This is a genomic window from Streptomyces sp. NPDC048142 (assembly GCF_043202835.1).
Lineage (GTDB): Bacteria > Actinomycetota > Actinomycetes > Streptomycetales > Streptomycetaceae > Streptomyces.
Window position 1 is genome coordinate 465,198 of the sequence record NZ_JBIDBC010000001.1, and the last position, 24,224, is coordinate 489,421.

21 protein-coding genes are annotated in these 24,224 nt (G+C 73.4%); 14 read left to right on the forward strand and 7 right to left on the reverse strand.

Going from position 1 to position 24,224, the window contains the following annotated elements; all coding sequences use genetic code 11:
- Positions 1–105 precede the first annotated feature (105 nt).
- The 4 genes from ispG to ACGF2Y_RS02315 all read left to right on the forward strand — a co-directional run bounded on the left by ispG (position 106) and on the right by ACGF2Y_RS02315 (position 4,680).
- Positions 106–1,260: a flavodoxin-dependent (E)-4-hydroxy-3-methylbut-2-enyl-diphosphate synthase gene (gene ispG / locus ACGF2Y_RS02300; protein ID WP_392942476.1), complete on the forward strand. Its 1,155-nt coding sequence runs from the start codon at positions 106–108 to the stop codon at positions 1,258–1,260.
- Positions 1,261–1,411: 151 nt separating this feature from the next.
- On the forward strand, positions 1,412–2,257 hold the full coding sequence (locus ACGF2Y_RS02305) for a GNAT family N-acetyltransferase (protein ID WP_392942478.1): 846 nt from the start codon (positions 1,412–1,414) through the stop codon (positions 2,255–2,257).
- Positions 2,258–2,327: 70 nt separating this feature from the next.
- Positions 2,328–2,891, forward strand: a complete 564-nt coding sequence (locus ACGF2Y_RS02310; RefSeq protein WP_392942480.1) for a GNAT family N-acetyltransferase — start codon at positions 2,328–2,330, stop codon at positions 2,889–2,891.
- 85 nt (positions 2,892–2,976) lie between these two features.
- Complete coding sequence (locus tag ACGF2Y_RS02315; RefSeq protein ID WP_392942482.1) at positions 2,977–4,680, forward strand: proline--tRNA ligase; 1,704 nt, start codon at positions 2,977–2,979, stop codon at positions 4,678–4,680.
- A gap of 60 nt (positions 4,681–4,740) precedes the next feature.
- Here ACGF2Y_RS02315 and ACGF2Y_RS02320 read toward each other — a convergent pair whose 3' ends face one another.
- Genes ACGF2Y_RS02320 through ACGF2Y_RS02330 form a run of 3 tightly spaced genes read right to left on the reverse strand, consistent with a single transcriptional unit; the run spans position 4,741 to position 6,738 of the window.
- Positions 4,741–5,655 carry an aminoglycoside phosphotransferase family protein gene (locus tag ACGF2Y_RS02320; protein WP_392942484.1) on the reverse strand — a complete coding sequence of 305 codons (915 nt, stop codon included), beginning with the start codon at positions 5,653–5,655 and terminating at the stop codon, positions 4,741–4,743.
- Positions 5,656–5,686: 31 nt separating this feature from the next.
- Positions 5,687–6,205, reverse strand: a complete 519-nt coding sequence (locus ACGF2Y_RS02325) for a ferritin-like domain-containing protein (protein ID WP_392942486.1) — start codon at positions 6,203–6,205, stop codon at positions 5,687–5,689.
- Positions 6,202–6,738, reverse strand: a complete 537-nt coding sequence (locus ACGF2Y_RS02330) for a hypothetical protein (protein WP_392942488.1) — start codon at positions 6,736–6,738, stop codon at positions 6,202–6,204. Before ACGF2Y_RS02330 ends, ACGF2Y_RS02325 begins: the two co-directional genes overlap by 4 nt.
- A gap of 176 nt (positions 6,739–6,914) precedes the next feature.
- Here ACGF2Y_RS02330 and rimP point away from each other — a divergent pair, with 176 nt between their 5' ends.
- The 10 genes from rimP (at position 6,915) to ACGF2Y_RS02380 (ending at position 20,067) form a co-directional block, all read left to right on the forward strand.
- Positions 6,915–7,418, forward strand: a complete 504-nt coding sequence (rimP, locus tag ACGF2Y_RS02335; protein WP_392942490.1) for a ribosome maturation factor RimP — start codon at positions 6,915–6,917, stop codon at positions 7,416–7,418.
- A gap of 2 nt (positions 7,419–7,420) precedes the next feature.
- Positions 7,421–8,461: a transcription termination factor NusA gene (gene nusA / locus ACGF2Y_RS02340; RefSeq protein WP_392942492.1), complete on the forward strand. Its 1,041-nt coding sequence runs from the start codon at positions 7,421–7,423 to the stop codon at positions 8,459–8,461.
- Positions 8,462–8,574: 113 nt separating this feature from the next.
- Entirely contained in the window at positions 8,575–8,853 is a 279-nt protein-coding gene (locus tag ACGF2Y_RS02345; RefSeq protein WP_392942494.1) for a YlxR family protein, read from the forward strand.
- A gap of 149 nt (positions 8,854–9,002) precedes the next feature.
- Entirely contained in the window at positions 9,003–12,164 is a 3,162-nt protein-coding gene (infB, locus tag ACGF2Y_RS02350; RefSeq protein WP_392942495.1) for a translation initiation factor IF-2, read from the forward strand.
- A gap of 172 nt (positions 12,165–12,336) precedes the next feature.
- Positions 12,337–12,630, forward strand: a complete 294-nt coding sequence (locus ACGF2Y_RS02355; protein WP_392942496.1) for a DUF503 domain-containing protein — start codon at positions 12,337–12,339, stop codon at positions 12,628–12,630.
- A 36-nt stretch (positions 12,631–12,666) separates the two neighbouring features.
- Positions 12,667–13,149, forward strand: coding sequence for a 30S ribosome-binding factor RbfA (gene rbfA / locus ACGF2Y_RS02360; protein WP_392942498.1), 483 nt, complete (start codon positions 12,667–12,669; stop codon positions 13,147–13,149).
- Complete coding sequence (gene truB / locus ACGF2Y_RS02365) at positions 13,146–14,048, forward strand: tRNA pseudouridine(55) synthase TruB (RefSeq protein ID WP_392942499.1); 903 nt, start codon at positions 13,146–13,148, stop codon at positions 14,046–14,048. Before rbfA ends, truB begins: the two co-directional genes overlap by 4 nt.
- Before the next feature lie 299 nt (positions 14,049–14,347).
- Positions 14,348–17,899, forward strand: a complete 3,552-nt coding sequence (locus tag ACGF2Y_RS02370; RefSeq protein WP_392942500.1) for a serine protease — start codon at positions 14,348–14,350, stop codon at positions 17,897–17,899.
- 43 nt (positions 17,900–17,942) lie between these two features.
- Entirely contained in the window at positions 17,943–18,899 is a 957-nt protein-coding gene (locus ACGF2Y_RS02375) for a bifunctional riboflavin kinase/FAD synthetase (RefSeq protein ID WP_392942502.1), read from the forward strand.
- Positions 18,900–18,960: 61 nt separating this feature from the next.
- Positions 18,961–20,067 carry an XdhC family protein gene (locus tag ACGF2Y_RS02380; protein ID WP_392942503.1) on the forward strand — a complete coding sequence of 369 codons (1,107 nt, stop codon included), beginning with the start codon at positions 18,961–18,963 and terminating at the stop codon, positions 20,065–20,067.
- A gap of 26 nt (positions 20,068–20,093) precedes the next feature.
- Here the strand turns inward: ACGF2Y_RS02380 and ACGF2Y_RS02385 are convergent, their stop codons facing one another.
- From ACGF2Y_RS02385 to ACGF2Y_RS02400, 4 genes are read right to left on the reverse strand one after another with little or no spacing between them, the layout of a single operon-like run.
- Positions 20,094–21,119, reverse strand: coding sequence for an oligopeptide/dipeptide ABC transporter ATP-binding protein (locus tag ACGF2Y_RS02385; RefSeq protein ID WP_392942505.1), 1,026 nt, complete (start codon positions 21,117–21,119; stop codon positions 20,094–20,096).
- A complete protein-coding gene (locus tag ACGF2Y_RS02390; protein WP_392942507.1) occupies positions 21,116–22,246 on the reverse strand; it encodes an ABC transporter ATP-binding protein in 1,131 nt (376 codons plus the stop codon). The genes ACGF2Y_RS02385 and ACGF2Y_RS02390 overlap by 4 nt, the downstream gene beginning before the upstream one ends.
- Positions 22,192–23,133: an ABC transporter permease gene (locus ACGF2Y_RS02395; RefSeq protein ID WP_392942508.1), complete on the reverse strand. Its 942-nt coding sequence runs from the start codon at positions 23,131–23,133 to the stop codon at positions 22,192–22,194. The genes ACGF2Y_RS02390 and ACGF2Y_RS02395 overlap by 55 nt, the downstream gene beginning before the upstream one ends.
- Positions 23,130–24,221 carry an ABC transporter permease gene (locus ACGF2Y_RS02400; RefSeq protein ID WP_392942510.1) on the reverse strand — a complete coding sequence of 364 codons (1,092 nt, stop codon included), beginning with the start codon at positions 24,219–24,221 and terminating at the stop codon, positions 23,130–23,132. The genes ACGF2Y_RS02395 and ACGF2Y_RS02400 overlap by 4 nt, the downstream gene beginning before the upstream one ends.
- Positions 24,222–24,224: the final 3 nt, after the last annotated feature.

Here is a 24,224-nt window from a genome sequence, read left to right on the forward strand (position 1 = left end):
GACTTGTCGACACGGTGCGTCCGTCCCGGTTCCGGTGCCGTAACCTCGAAGGCCGGAGCCCGCCGATCTCGGGACCTTGATCCACACCTTGGGGATGCACAGCGCATGACTGCGATTTCTCTCGGAATGCCGGCCGTTCCGACCAAGCTCGCCGACCGAAGGGTCAGCCGACAGATCCAGGTCGGCACGGTCGCGGTCGGCGGCGACGCGCCCGTTTCCGTGCAGTCGATGACGACGACGCGTACGTCGGACATCGGTGCCACGCTCCAGCAGATCGCCGAGCTGACGGCGTCCGGCTGCCAGATCGTCCGGGTCGCGTGCCCGACCCAGGACGACGCCGACGCGCTCGCCACGATCGCCCGGAAGTCGCAGATCCCGGTGATCGCCGACATCCACTTCCAGCCGAAGTACGTCTTCGCCGCGATCGACGCGGGCTGCGCGGCGGTCCGGGTGAACCCGGGCAACATCAAGCAGTTCGACGACAAGGTCAAGGAGATCGCGAAGGCCGCCTCCGAGACCCGCACCCCGATCCGGATCGGCGTCAACGCCGGCTCCCTGGACGCGCGGCTCCTGAAGAAGTACGGCAAGGCCACCCCGGAGGCCCTCGTCGAGTCGGCCCTCTGGGAGGCGTCCCTCTTCGAGGAGCACGGCTTCGGCGACATCAAGATCTCGGTCAAGCACAACGACCCGGTCGTCATGGTCAACGCCTACCGCCAGCTCGCCGCCCAGAGCGACTACCCGCTGCACCTCGGCGTCACCGAGGCCGGACCGGCGTTCCAGGGCACCATCAAGTCGGCCGTCGCGTTCGGCGCCCTGCTCTCCGAGGGCATCGGCGACACCATCCGCGTCTCCCTCTCGGCCCCGCCGGCCGAGGAGGTCAAGGTGGGCCTGCAGATCCTGGAGGCGCTCAACCTCAAGCAGCGCCGCCTGGAGATCGTCTCCTGCCCGTCCTGCGGCCGCGCCCAGGTCGACGTCTACAAGCTCGCCGACCAGGTCAGCGCCGGCCTGGAGGGCATGGAGGTCCCGCTCCGCGTCGCGGTCATGGGCTGCGTCGTCAACGGCCCCGGCGAGGCCCGCGAGGCCGACCTCGGCGTCGCCTCCGGCAACGGCAAGGGCCAGATCTTCGTGAAGGGCGAGGTCATCAAGACCGTCCCCGAGTCGAAGATCGTCGAGACCCTCATCGAAGAGGCCATGAAGATCGCCGAACAGATGGAGAAGGACGGCATCGCGTCCGGCGAGCCCGAGGTCTCCATCAGCTGACCCGCGCTTTTCGATCCGCCGCCGCCCCGCCGGGCCCCGTGCCGGGCGGGGCGGCGGCGTATCCGGAAGCCGGCTCCCGGGCCCGAGCGGCGTTCGAGGGCCTTGTCGGTTACAGTGCGGAAATCAGCAGACCGCATGGTGAGGCCCCCTCGTGTTGACGCAGACCACCACCCGGGTCCTCGAACCCAGCGACCTCGGTGCCGCGCTCGCCCTTCTGGAGAGCGAGCCCGTGGTCAACGCCTTTGTGACCTCCCGCGTGCAGGTCGCGGGACTCGACCCCTGGCGTCTCGGCGGCGAGATGTGGGGCTGGTACGCCGACGGCATGCTCCGCTCCCTGTGCTACTCCGGCGCCAACCTCGTCCCCATCTGCGCCGGACCCGAGGCCGTCCGCGCCTTCGCCGACCGGGCCCGCCGGGCCGGCCGCCGCTGCTCCTCCATCGTCGGCCCCGCCGAACCCACCACCCAGCTGTGGCGGCTCCTCGAACCCAGCTGGGGACCCGCCCGCGAGGTCCGCGGCAACCAGCCCCTCATGGTCACCGAGAGCCTCTCCGCCGACGTCACGCCCGACCCGCTCGTCCGCCGCATCCGCAAGGACGAGACCGAGATCCTGATGCCGGCCTGCGTGGCGATGTTCACCGAGGAGGTCGGCATCTCCCCGCTCGCCGGCGACGGCGGACTCCTCTACCAGGCCCGCGTCGCCGAACTCATCGGCACCGGCCGCTCCTTCGCCCGTATCGACGACGGCAAGGTCGTCTTCAAGGCGGAGATCGGCGCGGCCACCCCCCAGGCCTGCCAGATCCAGGGCGTCTGGGTCGCCCCCGAACACCGCGGCAAGGGCCTCTCCGAAACGGGCATGGCCGCCGTCCTGCGCTACGCCCTGGCCGACGTCGCCCCCGTCGTCAGCCTCTACGTGAACGACTACAACACCCCCGCCCGCAAGGCCTACCACCGCGTCGGCTTCCGCGAGGTCGGCGCGTTCATGAGCGTCCTGTTCTGAACCTCTCCCGCGGGTACGCGCCCGGATTCCACCGGTTCTGACCGCCCGCCCCGGCCAGTAGGGTTCCCGCATGGCAGCAGTCCCCGGAGAAGGCTCCGCAGCACCCGGCACCGAGATCGGCCCCGTCGACCTGGCCGCCCGCGTCGACGAAGCCCTGCACGTCCAGGCGGCGGCCTTCGGACTGAGCCAGGACGAGATCGACGTACGCCGCCACATCGTCCTCAGGCACCTGGAACACCCCCAGGCCCGCGCACTCGGCGCCCTCGCCCCCGACGGGCGGCTCGTCGGCTTCGTCTACGGGCTGCCCAACGACCGCGCCCAGTGGTGGTCCACCGTCGTCGAGCCCTATCTGCGGGTCACCGGCACCGACGGCTGGCTCGACGACTCCTTCGTCATCACCGAACTCCACGTCCACCCCGACCACCAGCGGCGCGGCATCGGCCGCACCCTGATCACCGCCATCACCGACGCCGTCGACCACCCCCGGTCGATCCTCTCGGCGATCGACAAGGACAGCCCGGCCCGCACCCTGTACCGCTCGCTGGGCTACCGCGACCTGGCCCGCCAGGTCGTGTTCCCGAGCGCCCCGCAGCCGTACGCGGTCATGGGCGCGCCCCTGCCGCTGCTGCGCTGAGGGGCCCGGGAACTGAACGGATTTCCGCCTGCCCGCACCGCCCGGCTAACCTCGGGCCCACCACCCTTGCGAGCAGGAGTTCACCATGGCCCAGGTCCAGCGCATGTCCCGATTGATGATCAAGACACTGCGCGACGACCCGGCGGACGCCGAGACGCTCAGCCACAAGCTGCTGGTCCGCGCCGGTTACGTCCGCCGCAACGCGGCCGGCATCTGGTCCTGGCTGCCGCTCGGCAAGAAGGTCCTGGACAACATCTCGAACGTGGTCCGCGAGGAGATGGACGCCATCGGCGCCCAGGAAGTCCTGCTGCCCGCCCTGCTGCCCAAGGAGCCCTACGAGGCGTCCGGCCGCTGGGAGGAGTACGGCGACCTGCTCTTCCGCCTCAAGGACCGCAAGGGCGGCGACTACCTCCTCGGCCCGACCCACGAGGAGATCTTCACCCAGACCGTCAAGGACCAGTGCACGTCCTACAAGGACCTGCCGGTGATGCTCTACCAGATCCAGACGAAGTACCGCGACGAGGCCCGCCCCCGCTCCGGCGTGCTCCGCGGCCGCGAGTTCCAGATGAAGGACTCGTACTCCTTCGACACCACCGACGAGGGCCTCGCGCACTCCTACGCCCTGCACCGGGCCGCGTACATCAAGATCTTCGAGCGCCTCGGCCTGGACCACCGCATCGTCTCCGCCGTCTCCGGCGCGATGGGCGGCTCCGCGTCCGAGGAGTTCCTCGCCCCCGCCGCCGCCGGCGAGGACACCTTCGCCGACTGCCCGAACTGCGACTACGCCGCCAACACCGAGGCCGTGACCTTCGCGCTCGCCCCGGTCGACGGCTCGGCGCACGGCGCGGTCGAGGAGCTGGACACCCCCGACACCCCGACCATCGAGACGCTCGCCGCGCACCTGGGCGTCCCCGCCTCCGCCACCCTGAAGAACCTGCTGGTCAAGGTGGACGGCGAGATCGTCGCCGTCGGCGTCCCCGGCCACCGCGAGGTCGACCTCGGCAAGCTCGGCGAGCACCTCGCCCCCGCCGTCGTCGAGCTGGTCACCGCCGAGGACTTCGTCGGCCGCGACGACCTCGTACGCGGCTACGTCGGCCCCCAGGGCCTGGAGAAGGTCCGCTACCTCGCCGACCCCCGCGTCGCCCCCGGCACCGCCTGGATCACCGGCGCCAACAAGGAGGGCAGGCACGCTGCGAGCGTCGTCGCGGGCCGCGACTTCGAGGTCGACCGTTACGTCGACGTCGTCGTCGTCGAGGAGGGCGACCCCTGCCCCGCCTGCGGCACCGGCCTCACCCTGGACCGCGCCATCGAGATCGGTCACATCTTCCAGCTGGGCCGCAAGTACGCCGACACCTTCCAGCTCGACGTGCTCGGCCAGCAGGGCAAGCCCGTCCGGGTCACGATGGGCTCGTACGGCATCGGCGTCTCGCGCGCCGTGGCCGCCCTCACCGAGCAGACCGCCGACGACAAGGGGCTGTGCTGGCCCCGCGAGATCGCCCCGGCCGACGTCCACGTCGTCGCCGCCGGCAAGGCCCTCCAGACGGAGCTGGCCCTCGACGTCTCGGAGAAGCTCAACGCGGCGGGCCTGCGGGTCCTGGTCGACGACCGCCCCGGCGTCTCGCCCGGCGTGAAGTTCACCGACTCCGAGCTGATCGGCGTGCCGAAGATCCTGGTCGCGGGCCGCCGCTCCGCCGACGGCGTCCTGGAGCTGAAGGACCGCCGCACCGGCGAGCGCGAGGAGCTGACCGTCGACGAGGCGATCGCCCGCCTGACCGCCGACCTGGCCTGACCAGCTGCCGAGAAGGCCCCCGCGCAGGATCGCGCGGGGGCCTTCGGTGTACGGGAAGGGCTACAGCCAGCCCGCGAACTCCAGGGTGACCTCGCCCAGCTGCCGCCGTCCCTCGGCCAGCGCGCGGGTGCCCGACTCCACCGCCCGGAACAGCGTCCAGCCGTGCAGCCGTGCCTGTTCCACCTCCAGCGACTCCGCCAGCTTCCTGACCCGCCGCCGGGCCGTCACCGGGCCGCCGGGCGAGGCGATCAGATCCTCCACGCGGTCCCGCACCAGCCGCGCCAGGTCGTAGGCGCGCTCGCCCACCAGCGGCTCCGGACCCACCGTCAGCCACGGCGCCCGCTCGCCGGACAGCACCTTGCTCTGCCGGAAGTTGCCGTGCAGCAGCAGGAGTTCGGGCGCTGCCTCGACCAGCTCCGCCCGTGCCGCGAGCGCCGCGTCCACCAGCGGCGCCAGCTCCGGGTCGGCCTCGGCGGCCGCCCGCATCCCGGCGCTCTGCCGTCCGGTCCGATCGGCCACGCTCTCGAAGGCGTGCCCGGCCGGCGGCTCCACCCACAGCCGGCGCAGCGTGCCCGCCGCCTCCAGCAGGGCCTTCGCCTCCGGCAGCGAACGCAGCGACACCTCGTGGTGCAGCCGCTCCAGCAGCAGCGCACCGGACGCGTCGAGCCCCGGGGCGTCCAGCGGCTGCACCGCGCCCCAGCCGTTCCAGTGCTCCAGCGCCGCCCGCTCCAGCTCCGGCCGGGCGACCGGCGGGGCGATCTTCAGCGCGGCCGGGGTCCCGTCGGCCCGCCGCACCAGAACCACCAGGGAGCTGCGCCCGCCGGGGGCGGCCACCCGCTCCACGGTGAGGTCGTCCCCGGCGGTGAGCGCCTGCTCGGTCAGTGCGGGAAGCCCGTCCAGCCAGTCGGCCGCGGCGGCGTCCCCGTACATCTCACCGAGCGCGCGCACCAGGCGCGGCGGCGGTTCGAAACCCATACGTCGTGTGTTCCCTTTCCGGTCCTACGAATCAGCGCGCGCCGTCCGCGCCGGCGGCCTCCACCGGGCCCGTCGCGGCCGGATCCGCACCGGCGGCCCGCTCCGCGAGCCCCGGAAAGGCTACGTTGCCGCCCCGCCAGCGGGCCGACCGCACCGCGGCCTCGCGCAGCGCGACCGCGGCCTCCTCGCGGCGCGGGCCCTCGGTGGCCCGTACGAGATCGGCGCAGGCGCCCGCGATCCGGTCCTCGAGGACGGCGGCCAGCCGTACCGCCGACGGGGAGTCCGCGACCGCGAACGGCAGAGCGTACGCGGCGTCCGAGGCCACCGGCCGCCCGCCCAGGTCCCGGACGGTGCGCGTCAGCGCGTCCCGGCGGGCCCGGTGTCCGTCGTACGCGGCGCGGGCCTCGGTGCGCCGCTTCCCGTCGAGGCGGCCGCCCAGCACCCCGTAGCCGTACACCGCGGCGTGCTCGGCGGCCAGGGCCGCCTGGACGGCGGTCAGCTCGGGGGAGCCGGCGTCCTCCTCGGACGGCCGGACGGAACGGGTGCTCATGCGGCTGTCTCCTCGGCCAGTTCGGTCAGCAGATACGCGTGCGCGGCCGCGGCCGCCGCCACCGAGGCCAGCAGCCGGGCCAGCTCCGGCCCGGCGCTCAGCAGGGCCTCGGCGTACGCGTCGGCCCGGCGGCGCTCGGCGGCGGCCAGCTCCCGCACCGCGGCCTTCGGATCGGCGGAGACCGGACCGGGGGCGGCCGGCGGAGCGTCGGCTCTCGGTGCGCCCTTCGCGTGCGGCGGCGCCAGTGCCTTCCCGTGCTCCGCCACGGCCGCCCGCAGGGGCGCCAGGCCGGTGGCCGTCGCCGGATGGGCCCCGGCCACCAGGTCGTACCGGGCGAGCAGCAGGGCGCCGTCGCGCACCGCCTTCTCGCGCAGGGTCTTCTCGGCCTCGGCGGCGGCCGCCCGCGCGCCGGAGCCCGCCGGCTTCCCGCTCCCCGCCTCGTCGCCACCACCGCAGCCGGCCAGCACCGCACCCAGGGCGAGGGCTCCCGTCGCGGTGAGCGCCCCCCTGCGCGTCGTCCCCGTGCGCCGCACGTTTCTCCTTCGGGCCTGGACCGGTCCTGACAGGATCTGTCCTGTTGTGATCACCGCAGGCGAGCGTACCCGCGGCCGAGCGGCAGGCGGACGGCAACACCCCTGGCGACCGGATACCCTTTGACCTGACGCACGACGATCCCCACAACAGCACACGCGGCCGAGGAGTCACCCGGATGAGCACCACCCAGAGCGAGAGGCTGCGCGGGTTGCTGGAACCGCTCGTCAGCGCCCAGCAGCTGGACCTTGAGGAGATCGAGGTGTCCCGGGCCGGCCGCCGAGGAGTGCTGCGGATCATCGTGGACTCCGAGGAGGGCGTGGAGCTGGACGCCTGCGCGGAGCTGAGCCGCGCGATCTCCGAGAAGCTGGACGAGACCGACGCGATGGGCGAGGGCGAGTACGTCCTCGAAGTCAGCTCCCCCGGCGCGGACCGCCCGCTGACCGAGCACCGCCACTACGTACGCGCCATCGGCCGGCTGGCCAGGTTCCACCTGGCCGGCGACGGATCCGGTGAACTGGTCGCCCGCATCCTCACCGTCGACGAGGACGGGCTCGACCTCGAAGTGCCCGGCGTCAAGGGCCGCAAGCCCACGGCCCGCCGCCTCGCCTTCGACGAGATCGCCAAGGCGCGCGTGGAGATCGAATTCAACCGCAAGGACAAGAAGGAAGAGGAGGCGTAGCCGTGGACATCGATGTGAAGCTTCTGAAGGGCTTGGCGCAGGACAAGGAGATCCCCTTCGACGTGCTCGTCGGGGCGATCGAGTCGGCCCTCCTCATCGCGTACCACCGCACCGACGGCAGCCACCGCCGGGCGCGCGTGAAGCTCGACGAGAACGGCCACGTCACGGTGTGGGCCAAGGAGGACCCGGCCGACCTCGAAGAGGGCCAGGAGCCCGAGGAGTTCGACGACACCCCGTCCGGATTCGGCCGGATCGCCGCGACCACCGCCAAGCAGGTCATCCTGCAGCGGCTGCGCGACGCCGAGGACGACCGCACCTTCGGGGAGTACGCGGGCCACGAGGGCGATGTCGTCACGGGCGTCGTCCAGCAGGGCAAGGACCCCAAGAACGTCCTGGTCGACATCGGCAAGATGGAAGCCATGCTGCCGGTGCAGGAGCAGGTCCCGGGCGAGGAGTACGTGCACGGTCTGCGCCTTCGTACGTATGTCGTACGGGTCGCGAAGGGCGTGCGCGGTCCGTCGGTGACGCTCTCGCGCACCCACCCCAACCTGGTGAAGAAGCTTTTCGCGCTGGAGGTCCCGGAGATCGCCGACGGCTCGGTGGTCATCGAGGCCATCGCGCGCGAGGCCGGTCACCGGACCAAGATCGCCGTGCGTTCCACCCGCGCCGGCCTGAACCCCAAGGGCGCCTGCATCGGCCCGATGGGCAGCCGTGTGCGCAATGTCATGGCCGAGCTGCACGGCGAGAAGATCGACATCGTGGACTGGTCCGACGACCCGGCCGAGATGGTCGCCAACGCCCTCTCGCCCGCCCGGGTGAGCGAGGTCGAGGTCGTCGACCTCGGCGCCCGCTCCGCCCGTGTCACCGTGCCGGACTACCAGCTGTCGCTGGCGATCGGCAAGGAGGGCCAGAACGCCCGCCTCGCCGCCCGTCTCACCGGCTGGCGCATCGACATCCGCCCCGACACCGAGACGGACGAGGAGCGCGAGAGCGCCGACCGCGAGCGGGCCGAGCGGGCCCGGGAGCGCTCGGAAAGGCGTTGACCCGGAGCCGGTCCAGGGAATAGATCTGGGCGGTACGACGCTGAGATCACGACAACATCCGTTCGATTTTTGCCCCAAAGGGGTGAGGTCGGTACGGGGAGGTAGACTTAAACGTGTCTGGCCGGACGCAAGCCCGCGCTTGCCCCGAGCGAACCTGTGTGGGATGCCGGGAGCGAGCGGCCAAGAGCGAGCTACTGCGCATCGTGGTGGACGAGGGCGCATGCGCCCCTGATCCACGCGGTACGCTGCCCGGCCGGGGTGCTTACGTGCACCCGGTCTCTGTCTGTCTCGACCTGGCGGTTCGCCGCCGGGCCTTCCCCCGGGCCTTCAAGGCCAGGGGGCCGTTCGACACCGCGGCACTGACGCGGTTCGTCGAGCGGGTGACACCGTAAGAAAAGTGAACGGCACGGGTCCCCGTGCGGTCAGGTACCTCGCGAGTTGGAAGTAGGTCGAGATTGCGATGAGCACTCGATGAGTACGCGATGAGTACGCCCATGAAGTAGCGACGGTCCGGCGGTAACCCGGACCTAAAAGGAGCGAAGTGGCTAAGGTCCGGGTATACGAACTCGCCAAGGAGTTCGGCGTCGAGAGCAAGGTCGTCATGGCCAAGCTCCAAGAACTCGGTGAATTCGTCCGTTCGGCGTCCTCGACGATCGAGGCGCCGGTTGTACGTAAGTTGACCGACGCACTGCAGGGGCCCGGCGGCAACGCCGGCAAGTCCGCTGCCAAGCCTGGTGCGCCCCGCAAGGCGGCACCCGCAAAGCCCGCAGCGCCCTCCCCGGCCGCTGCGGCGCGTCCCGCTGCCCCCAAGCCCGGCGCACCGGCCCCCAAGCCGGCCGCGGCCGAGGCCCCGAGCAGCACCCCGGCGGCGCCTTCCGAGCCGTCGGCGGGCCCCCGTCCGGGCCCGAAGCCCGCGCCGAAGGCGGCCCCGGTGACCCCGGTCCCGGCCGCCGAGTTCTCGGCTCCGGCTCCGGCTCAGCCGGCTGCCCCGCAGCAGCCCCAGGCCCCGCGTCCCGCGGGTGCCACCCCGGGGCCCCGTCCCGCTCCCGCCCGTCCGGCTCCGGCCGCCGGGCAGCGCGACGGTGGCCAGCGCGACGGCGGCCGTGACGGTGGCCAGCGCGACGGTGGTCAGCGTGACGGCGAGCGTGGCGGCGACCGCCCCGCACGTCCCGCGGGCCAGGGCGCCCCGCGCCCCGGCGGCGCCCGTCCGGCCGGTCCCCGTCCGGGCAACAACCCCTTCACCTCCGGCGGCTCCACGGGAATGGCGCGCCCCGGCGCGCCCCGTCCCGGCGGCGCCCCGCGCCCCGGTGGCGGCTCGGAGCGCCCCGGCGCCCCGCGTCCCCAGGGCAGTGGCCCCGGCGGCGCCCCGCGCCCCCAGGGCGGTCAGGGTCAGGGCGGTGCCCGTCCCACTCCGGGCGGCATGCCCCGCCCGCAGGCTCCGCGTCCCGGCGGCGGTCCCGCAGGTAACCGTCCGAACCCGGGCATGATGCCGCAGCGTCCCGCTGCGGGCCCGCGTCCCGGCGGTGGCCCCGGCGGTGGCCGTGGTCCCGGTGGCGGCGGCGGTGCCGGTCGTCCCGGCGGCGCCGGTGGCGGCGGTCGTCCCGGTGGCGGCGGCGGCTTCGCCGGTCGTCCCGGTGGCGGCGGTGGCGGCGGCTTCGCCGGTCGTCCGGCCGGTCCCGGTGGCGGCGGCGGTGCCGGTCGTCCCGGTGGCGGCGGCGGCTTCGGCGGTCGTCCCGGCTTCGGTGGCCGTCCCGGTGGCCCCGGTGGCCGCGGTGGCACACAGGGTGCGTTCGGCCGTCCCGGCGGTCCGGCGCGTCGTGGCCGTAAGTCGAAGCGGCAGAGGCGCCAGGAGTACGAGTCCATGCAGGCCCCGTCGGTGGGCGGCGTCATGCTGCCCCGCGGCAACGGGCAGGCTGTGCGGCTGTCCCGCGGTGCTTCCCTCACGGACTTCGCGGAGAAGATCAACGCGAACCCGGCGTCGCTCGTCGGCGTGATGATGAACCTCGGCGAGATGGTCACGGCGACGCAGTCCGTCCCCGACGAGACGCTGCGGTTGCTCGCGGACGAGATGAACTTCGTCCTGGAGATCGTCAGCCCCGAGGAGGAGGACCGCGAGCTGCTCGAGTCCTTCGACATCGAGTTCGGCGAGGACGAGGGCGGCGAAGAGGCCCTGGTCTCCCGTCCGCCGGTCGTGACCGTCATGGGTCACGTCGACCACGGTAAGACCCGACTGCTGGACGCGATCCGCAAGACGAACGTCGTCGCGGGCGAAGCCGGTGGTATCACGCAGCACATCGGCGCCTACCAGGTCGGCGCGGAGGTCAACGGCGAGGACCGCCGTATCACCTTCATCGACACCCCGGGCCACGAGGCGTTCACCGCCATGCGTGCCCGTGGTGCGAAGTCGACCGACATCGCGATCCTCGTGGTGGCGGCGAACGACGGTGTGATGCCCCAGACGATCGAGGCGCTGAACCACGCCAAGGCGGCCGAGGTGCCGATCGTGGTCGCGGTCAACAAGATCGACGTCGAGGGTGCCGACCCGACCAAGGTGCGCGGTCAGCTCACCGAGTTCGGGCTGGTGGCCGAGGAGTACGGCGGCGACACGATGTTCGTCGACATCTCCGCCAAGCAGGGCCTCAACATCGAGTCCCTTCTGGAGGCCGTCGTCCTCACCGCCGACGCCTCGCTCGACCTGCGGGCCAACCCGGAGCAGGACGCGCAGGGTATTGCGATCGAGTCCCACCTCGACCGCGGCCGCGGTGCCGTCTCGACCGTCCTGGTCCAGCGCGGAACGCTGCGCATCGGTGACACGGTGGTCGTCGGCGACGCGTACGGCCGTGTCCGGGCGATGCTCGACGACAACGGTCAGAACGTCGAGGAAGCGGGTCCGTCGACCCCCGTCCTGGTCCTGGGTCTCACCAACGTCCCGGGTGCCGGCGACAACCTCCTGGTCGTCGACGAGGACCGTACGGCCCGCCAGATCGCCGAGAAGCGTGCCGCCCGTGAGCGCAACGCCAACTTCGCCCGCAAGGGTGTCCGGTTCTCCCTGGAGAACCTGGACGAGGCGCTCAAGGCCGGTCTGGTCCAGGAGCTCAACCTCATCATCAAGGGCGACGCGTCCGGTTCGGTGGAGGCTCTCGAGTCCTCGCTGCTCCAGCTCGACGTCGGTGAAGAGGTCGACATCCGGATCCTGCACCGCGGTGTGGGTGCGGTCACCGAGTCGGACATCAACCTGGCGACCGGCTCCGACGCCATCGTGATCGGCTTCAACGTGCGTGCCGCAGGGCGTGCGCAGCAGATGGCCGACCGCGAAGGCGTGGACGTCCGGTACTACTCGGTCATCTACCAGGCGATCGAAGAGATCGAAGCGGCCCTCAAGGGCATGCTCAAGCCGGAGTACGAAGAGGTCGAGCTCGGCACGGCGGAGATCCGCGAGGTCTTCCGCTCGTCCAAGCTGGGCAACATCGCCGGTGTGCTGGTCCGCTCCGGCGAGGTCAAGCGCAACACCAAGGCGCGCCTGCTGCGCGATGGCAAGGTCATCGCGGAGAGCCTCAACATCTCCGGTCTGCGCCGCTTCAAGGACGACGTCACCGAGATCCGCGAAGGCTACGAGGGCGGTATCAACCTCGGAAACTTCAACGACATCAAGATCGACGACGTCATCGCGACGTACGAGATGCGCGAGAAGCCGCGAGGCTGATCCGCAGAGGGAAGGGTCCCGGGCCTCGCCCCGGGCCCCTTCCAGCACGGTCGGGGCCGGTCGACGGGTCGTATTTCCGTCGATCGGCTCCGGCCGTTCCGGTACGGTTCTGAGTGTCCCCGGCAAGCTCTGGCGGGGCACGAACCCGAACCGGCGGGACATCCGGACACACATGTATGTGGGGACCCTGTCCTTCGATCTGCTCCTCGGCGACGTACGGTCGTTGAAGGAGAAGCGTTCCGTCGTCCGCCCGATCCTCGCCGAGCTCCAGCGCAAGTACGCGGTGAGCGCGGCCGAGACCGGCGGACAGAATCTCCACCGCAGGGCCGAGATCGGCCTTGCCGTGGTCTCCGGTGACACCGGACACCTCACGGACGTACTGGACCGGTGCGAGCGGCTGGTCGCAGGACGCCCCGAGGTGGAGCTGCTGTCGGTGAGACGGCGGCTGCACAGTGACGAAGACTGACAGTCGAGCGAAATCAGAAGGAAGAGTGACGGACCGGTGACCGACAACGCGCGGGCCCGCAAGCTGGCCGATCGCATCCAGGTCGTGGTCGCGGAGACCCTGGACCGGCGAATCAAGGATCCGCGGCTGGGATTCGTGACGATCACGGACGCCCGGGTCACCGGCGACCTGCGGGAGGCCACGGTCTTCTACACGGTCTACGGCGACGACGAGGAGCGCGCGGCCTCCGCCGCGGCGCTGGAGAGCGCCAAGGGCGTTCTGCGCACCGAGGTCGGCCGGCAGACCGGGGTCCGGTTCACGCCGAGCCTGGCCTTCGTCCCGGACGCCCTCCCGGACAACGCCCGCACCATCGAGGACCTCCTCGACAAGGCGCGGGCCAAGGACGCGGAGGTGCGCCAGGTGTCCACGGGCGCGAGTTACGCCGGCGACGCCGACCCGTACCGCAAGCCCGAGGACGAGGACGACGAGGCTGAGGCCTCCGGATCCGCCGAGAAGAGCGAGGGCCCGACCTCCGCATGACCGAGCAGCAGACCACCACGCCGGACGGCCTTGTCATCGTCGACAAGCCGTCCGGCTTCACTTCGCACGACGTCGTGGCCAAGATGCGTGGCATCGCCCGCACCCGCCGCGTCGGCCACGCCGGCACCCTGGACCCGATGGCGACCGGAGTCCTCGTGCTCGGCGTCCAGCGGGCCACCAAGCTGCTGGGCCATCTCGCGCTGACCGAGAAGGAGTATCTCGGCACCATCCGGCTCGGCCAGGACACCGTCACCGACGACGCCGAGGGCGAGATCACCTCGTCCACCGACGCCTCCGGCGTGACCCGCGAGGGCATCGACGCCGGGGTGGCCGCCCTGACCGGCCGGATCATGCAGGTGCCGTCCAAGGTCAGCGCCATCAAGATCGACGGCAAGCGGTCCTACGCGCGGGTGCGCGGCGGCGAGGAGTTCGAGATCCCGGCCCGCCCGGTGACCGTCTCCTCCTTCCGCGTCTACGACGTCCGCGAGGGATCCGCCGAGGACGGCACGCCCGTCGTGGACCTGGTCGTCTCCGTCGTCTGCTCCTCGGGTACGTACATCCGGGCCCTCGCCCGGGACCTCGGCGCCGGGCTCGGCGTCGGCGGCCACCTGACGGCGCTGCGCCGCACCCGGGTCGGCCCGTACGGACTGGACGCGGCCCGGACGCTCGACCAGCACCAGCAGGAGCTGACCGTGATGCCGGTCGCCGAGGCGGCCGCCGCCGCGTTCCCCCGCTGGGACGTGGACGAGAAGCGCGCCAAGCTGCTCCTCAACGGCGTACGGCTGGACATGCCCGCCCACCCGCCGGGGCCGGTCGCGGTCTTCGGGCCCGACGGCACGTTCCTCGTGCTCGTCGAGGAGGAGAAGGGCAAGGCCAAGAGCCTCGCCGTCTTCGCCTGAGCCGCGTCCGGTGCCGTCCCGTGCCGCGCATGATCTCCGTGTGGCAGGTCATACGTGGCAGTTCACCTGTAGCAGGTCATGTGTCGCAGGTCCTGCGTGACACGTCCTGCGTGGAGCGGGCGCCCACCCCCCAACCCGGGCGCCCGCTCCACGTTCCCCTCCCCGGCACCATTCCTGCTCCCCGCGGGACACGCTTATTCACCCCATTGGACGGGCGCTCGGAGCGAACACCGGGGGCGCGGGGGGCGCTTTCCCCGACCGCGCACGCCGGGAGATCATCGGCGGCCTAACGTCGGACCATGGGCAGTGGGGACCGGTCGAAGCTGGTAAGAATCTGCGATCAGGCCGGCCGGCCGCGGGGGACGGGATTCGTCGCGGACGACCGCGGCACGGTCGTCACCGCCCACCAGGCCGTCGCCTCCCCGGGCCCGCTCCTCCTCCACGGCACCGACGGCCGCACCTGCTCCGTCGCCCCCGACGACATCACCGCGCTGCCCGCCCTCGGTCTCGCCCTCCTGCACACCGGCGGCCCCGACACCCTCGACGCGGAACCCCTGCCCATCGCCGGGCGCGACCACGCCGAGCCCGGCGGCTACGTGGACATCGCCGCCCACGGACGGCGCGAGGCCCGGGTCCTCGGCACCACCCCCGCCCTCTGCACCGCACCGGACGGCGTCGGCCACCCGGTCCCCGCCGCCCTGGAGCTGGCTCTCGGCACCGACGGACGCGACGCCCTGCGCTCCGGGGGCGCGGCCATCGGCGGGCCCGTCACCGACCCGGCCACCGGCGCGGTCATCGGCATCCTCTGCACCGCCCTCACCGCCCCGCACGAGGCGGCCGGGCTCGCGCTCCCGATCACCCGCGGTGCGGACGACACACTGGACGCCCTGCTGCGCCGCAACGCCACCGCCGCCCCCGCCTACGGCCCCGACCTCAACCTCGCCGGGGCCCTCCAGCTCACCGCCACCTCCGTCGGCTCGGCGGACGGCCCGAAGGCCCGCACCGCCCCGGTCGAACGCGGCGACGTCCACGCCGAGCTCACCGCCTTCACCGCCGGCCGGGGCCTGGTCCTCGGCCTCGTCGGAGCGCCCGGCACCGGCCGCACCACCGAGCTGGCCGCCCTCGCCGCCCGCCGCGCCGACGGCGGCGCACCCGCCCCCACGCTCTGGCTGCGCGGCGCGGACCTGCTGGCCGACGACACCTCCATCGAGGACGCCGCGAGCCGTACGCTCACCCGCTCCGCCCGGATCGTCACGGCGGCGGGGGCTCGCGGCGACATGAGCACGGCCACCCCGGAGCGCGTCGCCCGGCTCGCCGCCGACGCCGGGCATCCGCTCCTGGTGGTCCTCGACGGCCCCGAGGAGATGCCGCCGCTGCTGGCCCACCGGCTCGCCGACTGGACGGCCGGCACCGCCGCCTGGCTGCGCGAGCAGGACATCCGGCTCGTCGTCGCCTGCCGCCCCGAGCACTGGGAGACCGCTGGCTCCCTGTACCCGCCGGGCACCCTGCACCGCCCGCACCGGCCCGCCCGGCGGCTGCCGCCCGCCCTGTGCCTGGGCGACCTCACCCCCGAGCAGGCCGAGCGGGCCAAGGAGGCGTACGGCATCCCGCCCGCCGCTCTCGCCCCCGGCCACGACCGGCACCCGCTCACCCTGCGGCTCCTCGCCGAGGTCCGCGCGGCGCTGCCGCCCGGGGTGCCGGGCCGCCCCGGCACCGAGGACGTCTTCGGCGCCCACCTCGACCTGCAGTGCCTGCGCGTCGCGGTCCGGATCGCGGCCGCCGACGACGAACAGCCCCGGGGCGCCGCCGTGCGCCGGCTCGCCGCCCGGGTCGCGGGCCAGGTCCACGAGGCGGCCCGCCGCTGCCTGGGCCCGGGACAGGGGGAGCTGGACCGGGCGGCGTTCGAGGAGATCTTCCCCTGGCGTACCGGCTGGGCCTCCGCCGTGCTCACCGAGGGCCTCCTCGTCCCCGCAGGGGCCGGCTACCGCTTCGCCCACGAGGAGCTCGGCGACTGGGTGCAGGGCGCCCACCTCGACCTCGACGCGGCCCTGCGCTCCCTGGTGCACCGCTGGCACCGGGGGAGCGTGGGGCCCGACCGGTCGCCGCACCCCCGCACCGCCGGTGAGCCCCGCAGCCTGCCCGTGCCCCGGCACCGCATCGGACCGGTGATCCAGGCGATGGTGCTCCTCGGCCGCCGCCAGGGCACGGCCGCGCTCGCGCACCGGATGGCCGACCTGATCGAGGCGCTGGACCGGCTGTGGACCGACGAGGGCCCGCGCGACGAGGACGCCGCCTGGTGGGCGGCCCACCTCCTGGGCGGCAGCCTGCTGCGGGTGCCCGACGCCCGCCCGTACCTCGGCGTCCTGCGGGTCCTCGCCGGACGCATCACCCGCAGCTCCGCCGCCCCCGAAGGACCCGGGGACCGCGGGGCGTACGGAGAGTTCGGGCCCTGGTTCTGGCGGCGGCTGCGGCTGCCCGAGGAGGACCGGATCGACCTGCTCCGCCGTCTCGTGCCCGCCGACGGGCTGCCCCGCACCGACGGCGACGAACGGTATCTGGACGCGGTCGCCCGCCGCCTCGCCCTCGACGCGCCCACTGTGCAGCCGCTGCTGTGCCGCTGGTTCACCGACGAGCGCCCGCTGCTCGTCGGCCCCGACGCGCCGGACGTCCCGCTGCGCCCCACGGTCGCCGCCGCCGCGCAGGCCCTGCTGTACGCCCGCCGCGACCTCGCCCTGGACGACCTGACCGACGCGCTGATCGCCACCCCGCACCAGCGGGCCGGGGAACTGCTCCTGGCCCTCGCGGAGGACGAGCCCACCGCGCTCTGCCGGGCCGTGGAGCGCTGGGCCCGCGACGAGGACCGCCCGGCCCGCCGCTCCGCCGCCGCCCGGTACGCCGGACTCCTCCAGCCGCGGGTCACCGCCGAGGGCGACCGGGCCCTGCTGCGCTCCGCCGCCCTCGTCCTGCTGGGCCGGCCCGAGGACACCGGCCTGCACGCCGCCGCCCTCACCCTCCTCGTCCGCGACCCGGAGGCCAGGAACGGCTACCTCCCGGCGGCCCTGCGCGCGTTCGCCGCCGGAGACCCCCGGCTGCCCGTCGAGCTGCTCGCCGAGGTGTTCCCGGCCCATCCGGAGCCGGTCCTCGCCGCCCTCCGCGCCCGCCTCGCCCGCCCCGGGGACAGCGGGGGAGCGGTGCTGCTGGCGCTCGCCGGCCTGGACACGCCCGCGCTCGCGCTGCACGTCGCCGGACTCGTACGGGAGTACATCGACGCCCACCCCCAGGACGGCACGCACGCCGCCGAGTACGTCGACCTCCGTCTGGAGCACGGTCCCGCCGCCCGAGCGCTTCTCCTGCCCCTGGTGACCGGGCTGCTGCGGGACCGCCCCGCACCGCCGCCCGTGCGCGCCGCGCTCGCCCGGGTCCTCGCCGGGGCGGGCAGTGCCGCGTCCCGGCCGCTGCGGGCCGAGCTGCTGGAGGTCCTGCTGGAGTTCGAGCAGGTCACCGGGCGGGACCCGGACGTGCTGGAAGCCCTGCTCCGGGCGGCCGCCGAGGGCTCGGAGCGCCGCCCCGAGATCCGTACGCGCGCCCTCGTCCACCGCACCGGGATGCTGCTGGTCCGCACCCCCGAGGGCGCCGCCCGCTTCGACCGGGGCCTGGTCGAACTCGCCCGTGACGTGCCCGGATTCGCCGCCCTCGTCACCCGCTGGCTGGCCGACGCCCCGCAGGAGTGGGCGGCGGTCGTGGGGCCGAGCGCCCGGCGTACGGTCGAGGCGTTGGAGACATCACGTCAGCCGATGCCGATGCCGATGCAGGCGGCGGGACGTGAGCATGGCAGTCTTAGACCTGCGTAATCGACATACACACGTACACAGGTTCGGGCGAGGAGCGGTCACAGTGCAGCGCTGGCGTGGCTTGGAGGACATCCCCCAGGACTGGGGACGCAGCGTCGTCACCATCGGCTCCTACGACGGTGTGCACCGCGGGCACCAGCTGATCATCGGCCGGGCCGTCGAACGCGCCCGTGAGCTGGGCGTTCCGTCCGTTGTCGTCACCTTCGACCCGCACCCCAGCGAGGTCGTCCGCCCCGGCAGCCACCCGCCGCTCCTCGCCCCGCACCACCGCCGCGCCGAGCTGATGGCGGAGCTCGGCGTGGACGCCCTGCTGATCCTGCCGTTCACCACCGAGTTCTCGAAGCTGTCGCCCGCCGACTTCATCGCGAAGGTCCTCGTCGACCGGCTGCACGCCAGGACCGTCATCGAGGGCCCCAACTTCCGCTTCGGCCACCGGGCCGCGGGGAACGTCGCGCTGCTGACCGAGCTGGGCGCCACCTACGACTACACCGTCGAGGTCATCGACCTGTACGTCACCGGGGACGCGGGCGGCGGACAGCCGTTCTCCTCCACGCTCACCCGCCGGCTGGTCGCCGAGGGCGACGTCACCGGAGCCGCCGAGATCCTCGGCCGCCCGCACCGGGTCGAGGGCATCGTCGTGCGCGGCGCGCAGCGCGGCCGCGAGCTGGGCTTCCCGACGGCCAACGTCGAGACCCTGCCGCACACCGCGATCCCCGCCGACGGCGTCTACGCCGGCTGGCTGGAGGTGGACGGCGAGTCGATGCCCGCCGCGATCTCGGTCGGCACGAACCCCCAGTTCGACGGCACCGAGCGGACCGTCGAGGCGTACGCCATCGACCGGGTCGACCTGGACCTGTACGGGCTGCACGTGGCCGTCGAATTCCTCGCGTACGTCCGCGGCATGCTGAAGTTCGACTCCATCGACGACCTCCTGGTCGCGATGGCCGCCGATGTGAAGCGCGCCGGCGAGCTGACCGCCGCGTACGACCGCGCCCACTGAAGCCGCCACGGACGCATCCCCTCCCCGTGCGCGCCGCCCCGGGGCGGCGGATGCTGACAGGGTGCGCGACATCCTGCCCGACCTCCGTGCCCGGTGCGCCGACGGCATTCCCTTCGCCCTGGCGACCGTCGTCGCCGTGCACGGCAGCGCGCCCCGCGACCCCGGCGCCGTGCTGGCCGTCGACGCGGCGGGGACGGTCATCGGCAGCGTCTCCGGGGGCTGTGTCGAGGGCGATGTGTACGAGGTCGCCCGCGAGGTGCTCGCCGGGGCGGGCCCGCGCGTGGTGCCGTACGGGATCAGCGACGACGAGGCGTTCGGCATCGGCCTGACCTGCGGCGGCACGATCGAGGTCCTGGTGCGTGCGTACGCGACCACCGCCGAGCGCGAGGAGCTCGCGGCCGTGCTGGACCTGATCGCCGCCGATCGGCCGGTGGCCGAGGCCACGGTCCTGTCCGGCGCGGCGGAGACCGGGGCCCGCCTGGTCGTCCGGCCCGCCGGCACCCTGGGCACACTCGGTACCGAGGGGCTGGACGCCGCCGTCACCGACGACGCCCGGGGACTGCTGGCCCAGGGCCGCACCGGGATCCAGTGGTACGGGGCGCACGGCCAGCGCCGGATGCAGGAGGTCGCCGTCTTCGTCCGGACGTACGCCCCACCGCCCCGCATGCTCGTCTTCGGCGCGATCGACCACGCGGCGGCCACCGCCCGCATCGGCTCGTTCCTCGGCTACCGGGTCACCGTCTGCGACGCCCGCCCCGCCTTCGCCACCCGGGAACGCTTCCCCACCGCGGACGAGGTCGTCCGCGCCTGGCCGCACACCTACCTGGAGTCCACCGAGATCGACGCCCGCACCGTGATCTGCGTCCTCACCCACGACCCCAGGTTCGACGTGCCCCTGCTCGTCGCGGCCCTGCGCACGCCCGCCGCGTACATCGGGGTGATGGGCAGCCGCCGCACCCACCGCGACCGGCTGGCCCGGCTGCGCGACGCCGGGGTGGACGAGGCGCACCTCGCGCGCCTCGCCGCACCCGTGGGCCTCGACCTCGGAGCCCGTACGCCACAGGAGACGGCGGTCTCCATCGCCGCCGAGATCATCCAGCACCGCTGGGGCGGCACGGGCCGCCCGCTCGGCGAACTGACCGGCCCGATCCACCAGGACACGGACTGAGACCCACGCTCCAATCGCCGGTGGGCCTAAGAGGCGTCACCGCGGGCCGCCGCCCAGTGGCACGCCACCTGGGCGTCCCCGCCCCCGTTCAGCACCGGCAGATCCACCGTGCGGCACGCCTCCGCCACCCCGGCCCGCTCCGCCTCGCCCGAGGCCAGTACCTGGCAGCGGATGTGGAACCGGCAGCCGGAGGGCACCTTCGAGGGGTCCGGCGGCTCCCCGGCCAGCACGACCGGTTCGCCCTCCGCCTCCGGAAGCACGGACAGCAGGGCCCGGGTGTACGGGTGCTGAGGGGCCGTGAGCAGCTGCTCGACCGGGCCCGTCTCGACGATCCGGCCCAGATACATCACCGCCACCCGGTCCGCGATGTTCCAGGCGAGCCCGAGGTCGTGGGTGACGACCAGCGCCGAGAGCCCCAGCTCGTCCCGCAGCCGCAGGAGCAGGGCCAGGATCTCCCCCCGTACCGACGCGTCCAGCGAGGCCACCGGCTCGTCGGCCACGATCAGCTCCGGCTCCAGCACCAGCGCCCCGGCGATCACGACGCGCTGGCGCTGACCGCCCGACAGCTCGTGCGGGAAGCGGAGGAAGAACCGCTCCGGCGGCCGCAGCCCGGCCCGGGACAGGGCCCCGGAGACGGCCGCCCGCTCGTCCCCGGCGTACCCGTGGATGCGCAGGCCCTCGGCCACCGCGTCGTACACCGTGTGCCGGGGGTTGAGCGAGCCGCTCGGATCCTGCAGGACCAACTGCACCCGCTTCCGGTACGCCTTCAGCGCCCGGCCCGCGTAGTCGAGCGGTGCGCCGCCGAAGGTGACCCGCCCCGAGGTGGGCGGGACCAGGCCGAGCAGCGACCGGGCGAGCGTCGTCTTGCCGCAGCCGGACTCGCCGACCAGCGCGACGATCTCGCCGGGCCGGATGTCGAGGTCGACGCCGTCGACGGCGCGGGCGGTGGCGGCCCCGCGCCGGCCGGGGAAGGCGACCTTCAGCGTCTCGGCGCTGAGGAGGGGAGCGGTGCCGACCGGAGGGGCGGCGCCGACCGGAGGGGTGGTGCTCATGGGGTGCTCCTTGCTTCTTCGTCCCCGGGCTGTGCGCGGTCCGCGTCCACCAGCACGCAGGCCGCCCGGCGCTCGCCCCCGGCGTCCCGCAGCTCCTGGTCCTCGGTGGCGCAGGAGCCGAGCGCCACCGGGCAGCGCGGATGGAAGGCGCAGCCGCCCGGCAGCGCCGCCGGGTCCGGCGGGTCGCCCGGCAGGCCGCGCGGGGCGTGCCGGGAGGAGAGGTCCCCGATCCTCGGGAACGCGGCGGAGAGCGCCTTGCCGTACGGGTGGCGGGCATCCGTGTACACCTGCCGGGCGGGGCCCTCCTCGACGATCCGGCCCGCGTACATCACCGAGAGCCGGTCGCAGGTGTCGGCGAGCACCGCGAGGTCGTGGCTGATCATGATCAGCCCGACGTCCTGGTCGGCGACGAGCGCCTCGATCAGCCGCAGGATCTGCGCCTGGATCATCACATCGAGGGCGGTCGTCGGCTCGTCCGCGACGATGAGGCGCGGATCGCAGGCGAGCGCCATGGCGATCATCACGCGCTGGCGCTGCCCGCCGGACAGCTCGTGCGGATAGGCCTGGGCGCGGGCGGCGGGCAGCCCCACCTGCTCCAGCAGCTCACCGGCGCGTCTGCGGGCGGCGGCGGGGGTGGCCCTGCTGTGCAGGAGGATCGGCTCGGCGATCTGGTCCCCGATCCGGTGCACGGCGTTCAGCGAGTGCATCGCGCCCTGGAAGACGATCGACGCGCCCGCCCAGCGGACCGCCCGCAGCCGCCCCCACTTCATGGTCAGGATGTCCTCGCCGTCCAGCAGGATCTCGCCGGACAGGGTGGCCGTCGCGGGCAGCAGCCGCAGCAGCGCGAGGGCCAGCGTCGACTTGCCGCAGCCGGACTCCCCGGCGATGCCGAGCTTCTGCCCGGCCTCGACCCGCAGATCGACTCCCCGGACGGCGGGGACGGCGTCGCTCCCGGTGCCGTAGGTGACGGTCAGGTCCCGTACCTGAAGGAGCGGCGGATCGCCGACCGGCCTGGTCGGGCCGGGCGAGCCGGACGGGTCCGGGTTCGGTGCGGCGGTCGTGGTCGTGGCGGTCAACGGGACACCCCCAGCCTGGGGTTGAGCACGGACTCGATGGCGCGGCCGCACAGCGTGAAGGCGAGGGCGACCACGGCGATGGCGAGTCCGGGCGGGGCGAGGTACCACCAGTTGCCGGAGCTGACGGCGCCGGCCTCGCGGGCGTCCTGGAGCAGTCCGCCCCAGGAGACGATCGTGGGATCGCTGAGCCCGAGGAAGGCGAGGGTCGCCTCGGTCAGGATGGCGGTGGAGATCACGAGCGTGGTCTGTGCCAGCACCAGCGGCATCACGTTGGGCAGCACATGGCGGGACATGATGTGCCCGTGTCCGCCGCCGAGCGCCCGGGAGCGTTCGATGTACGGACGGGACTCGACGGACAGCGTCTGGGCACGGACCAGGCGGGCGGTCGTCGGCCAGGTCGTCACGCCGATCGCCAGGATCGTCGTCCAGAGGGACCGGGACAGGACGGTGGCCAGGGCGATGGCCAGCACCAGGGTCGGCATCACCAGGAACCAGTCCGTCACCCGCATGAGGATGGTCGCGTACCAGCCCTTGAAGTGACCGGCGGTGATCCCGACCAGGGTACCGATGGCCACCGACAGGAACGCCGCGAGCAGCCCCACGGTCAGCGACACCCGCGTTCCCCAGAGCATCAGGGCGAGCAGGCTGCGCCCGAACTGATCGGTCCCCAGCGGGAATTCACCACTGGGGGACTCCATCGGGCCGCCCGGGGCATGGGTCACGCTCTGCGAGTCGGCCCCCACCAGCAGCGGGGCGGTCAGCGCGAGCAGGGCGATCACCGCGAGCACGGCGAGTCCGACGAGCCCGGCGCGGTGCGTGCGGTACTGCCGCCAGAAGCGGACCACGGCCTGCCGCCGCCGGGCCCGGGTGAGGGCGCGCGGGCTCCGCCCCCGTACCTTCCCGGGCGGCTGTGCGGGCTTGTCCATCGACGTCGTCATCGGCCCACCCGGGGATCGAGCAGCGGATAGAGCACATCGGCCAGCGTGTTCATCAGGATCACCGCGGCGGCGAACACGAAGAACAACGCCTGCACCAACGGCAGGTCGGGCACGCTCAGCGCCTGGTAGAACAGCCCGCCGAGTCCCGGCCAGGAGAACACCGTCTCCACCAGGATCGCCCCGGCCACCGTCGTACCGAGGTTCACGAAGAGCAGCGTCACCGTCGGCAGCATCGCGTTCGGCACGGCGTGCCTGCGGCGTACGAGGTCGTCGCGCAGCCCCTTGGCGCGGGCGGTCGTCAGATAGTCGCTGCCCATCTCGTCCAGCAGCGAGGAGCGCATCACCAGCAGGGTGCGTGCGTACTCCACGGCGACCAGCGTGATGACGGGCAGCACCATGTGGTGGGCGATGTCCAGCACCCGGTCGAAGCCCTCGGTGCTGCCGGACTCCATGCCGCCGGTCGGGAAGAGCCCGGGGACCGGGCCGATACCCACCGACAGGGTGATGATGAGAAGCAGTCCGAGCCAGAACGAGGGCACCGAGTACAGCGTCAGCGCGAACGCGGTGTTGGCCCGGTCCCCGGCACTGCCGTTGCGCCACGCGGAGCGGGCGCCCAGCCAGATGCCGAGCAGGGTGTAGATCACGAAGGCGGTGCCGGTCAGCAGCAGGGTGGCGGGCAGCGCCTCGGCGATCTTGTCGACGACCGGGGCGCGGAACTGGTACGACGTACCGAAGTCGCCGGTCAGCGCCTTGCCGCAGTACTGCGTGAACTGCTGCCACAGCGGCAGGTCGAGGCCGAACTCACGGCGCATCGCCGCGATCTGTTCCGTCGACACCTGACGGCCGCCGGTCATCTGCTTGACCGGGTCGCCGGGGATCAGCCGGAAGAGGAAGAAGCTGGTGACGAGGACGGCGAAGAGGGAGACGGCCGCCCCGGCGAGCTTGCCCGCCGCGTAGCGGGCGTAGGCGGCCGTACCGCGGGAGCGTGGGGAGCGGTCCGGCGGCCCGGCCGGAGCCGGGCCGCCGGATTCGGTGCTCGCCACGCCCGCCGCCCCCTTCAGCAGGGCGGGAGTGCTTTCTGAGCTCATGGA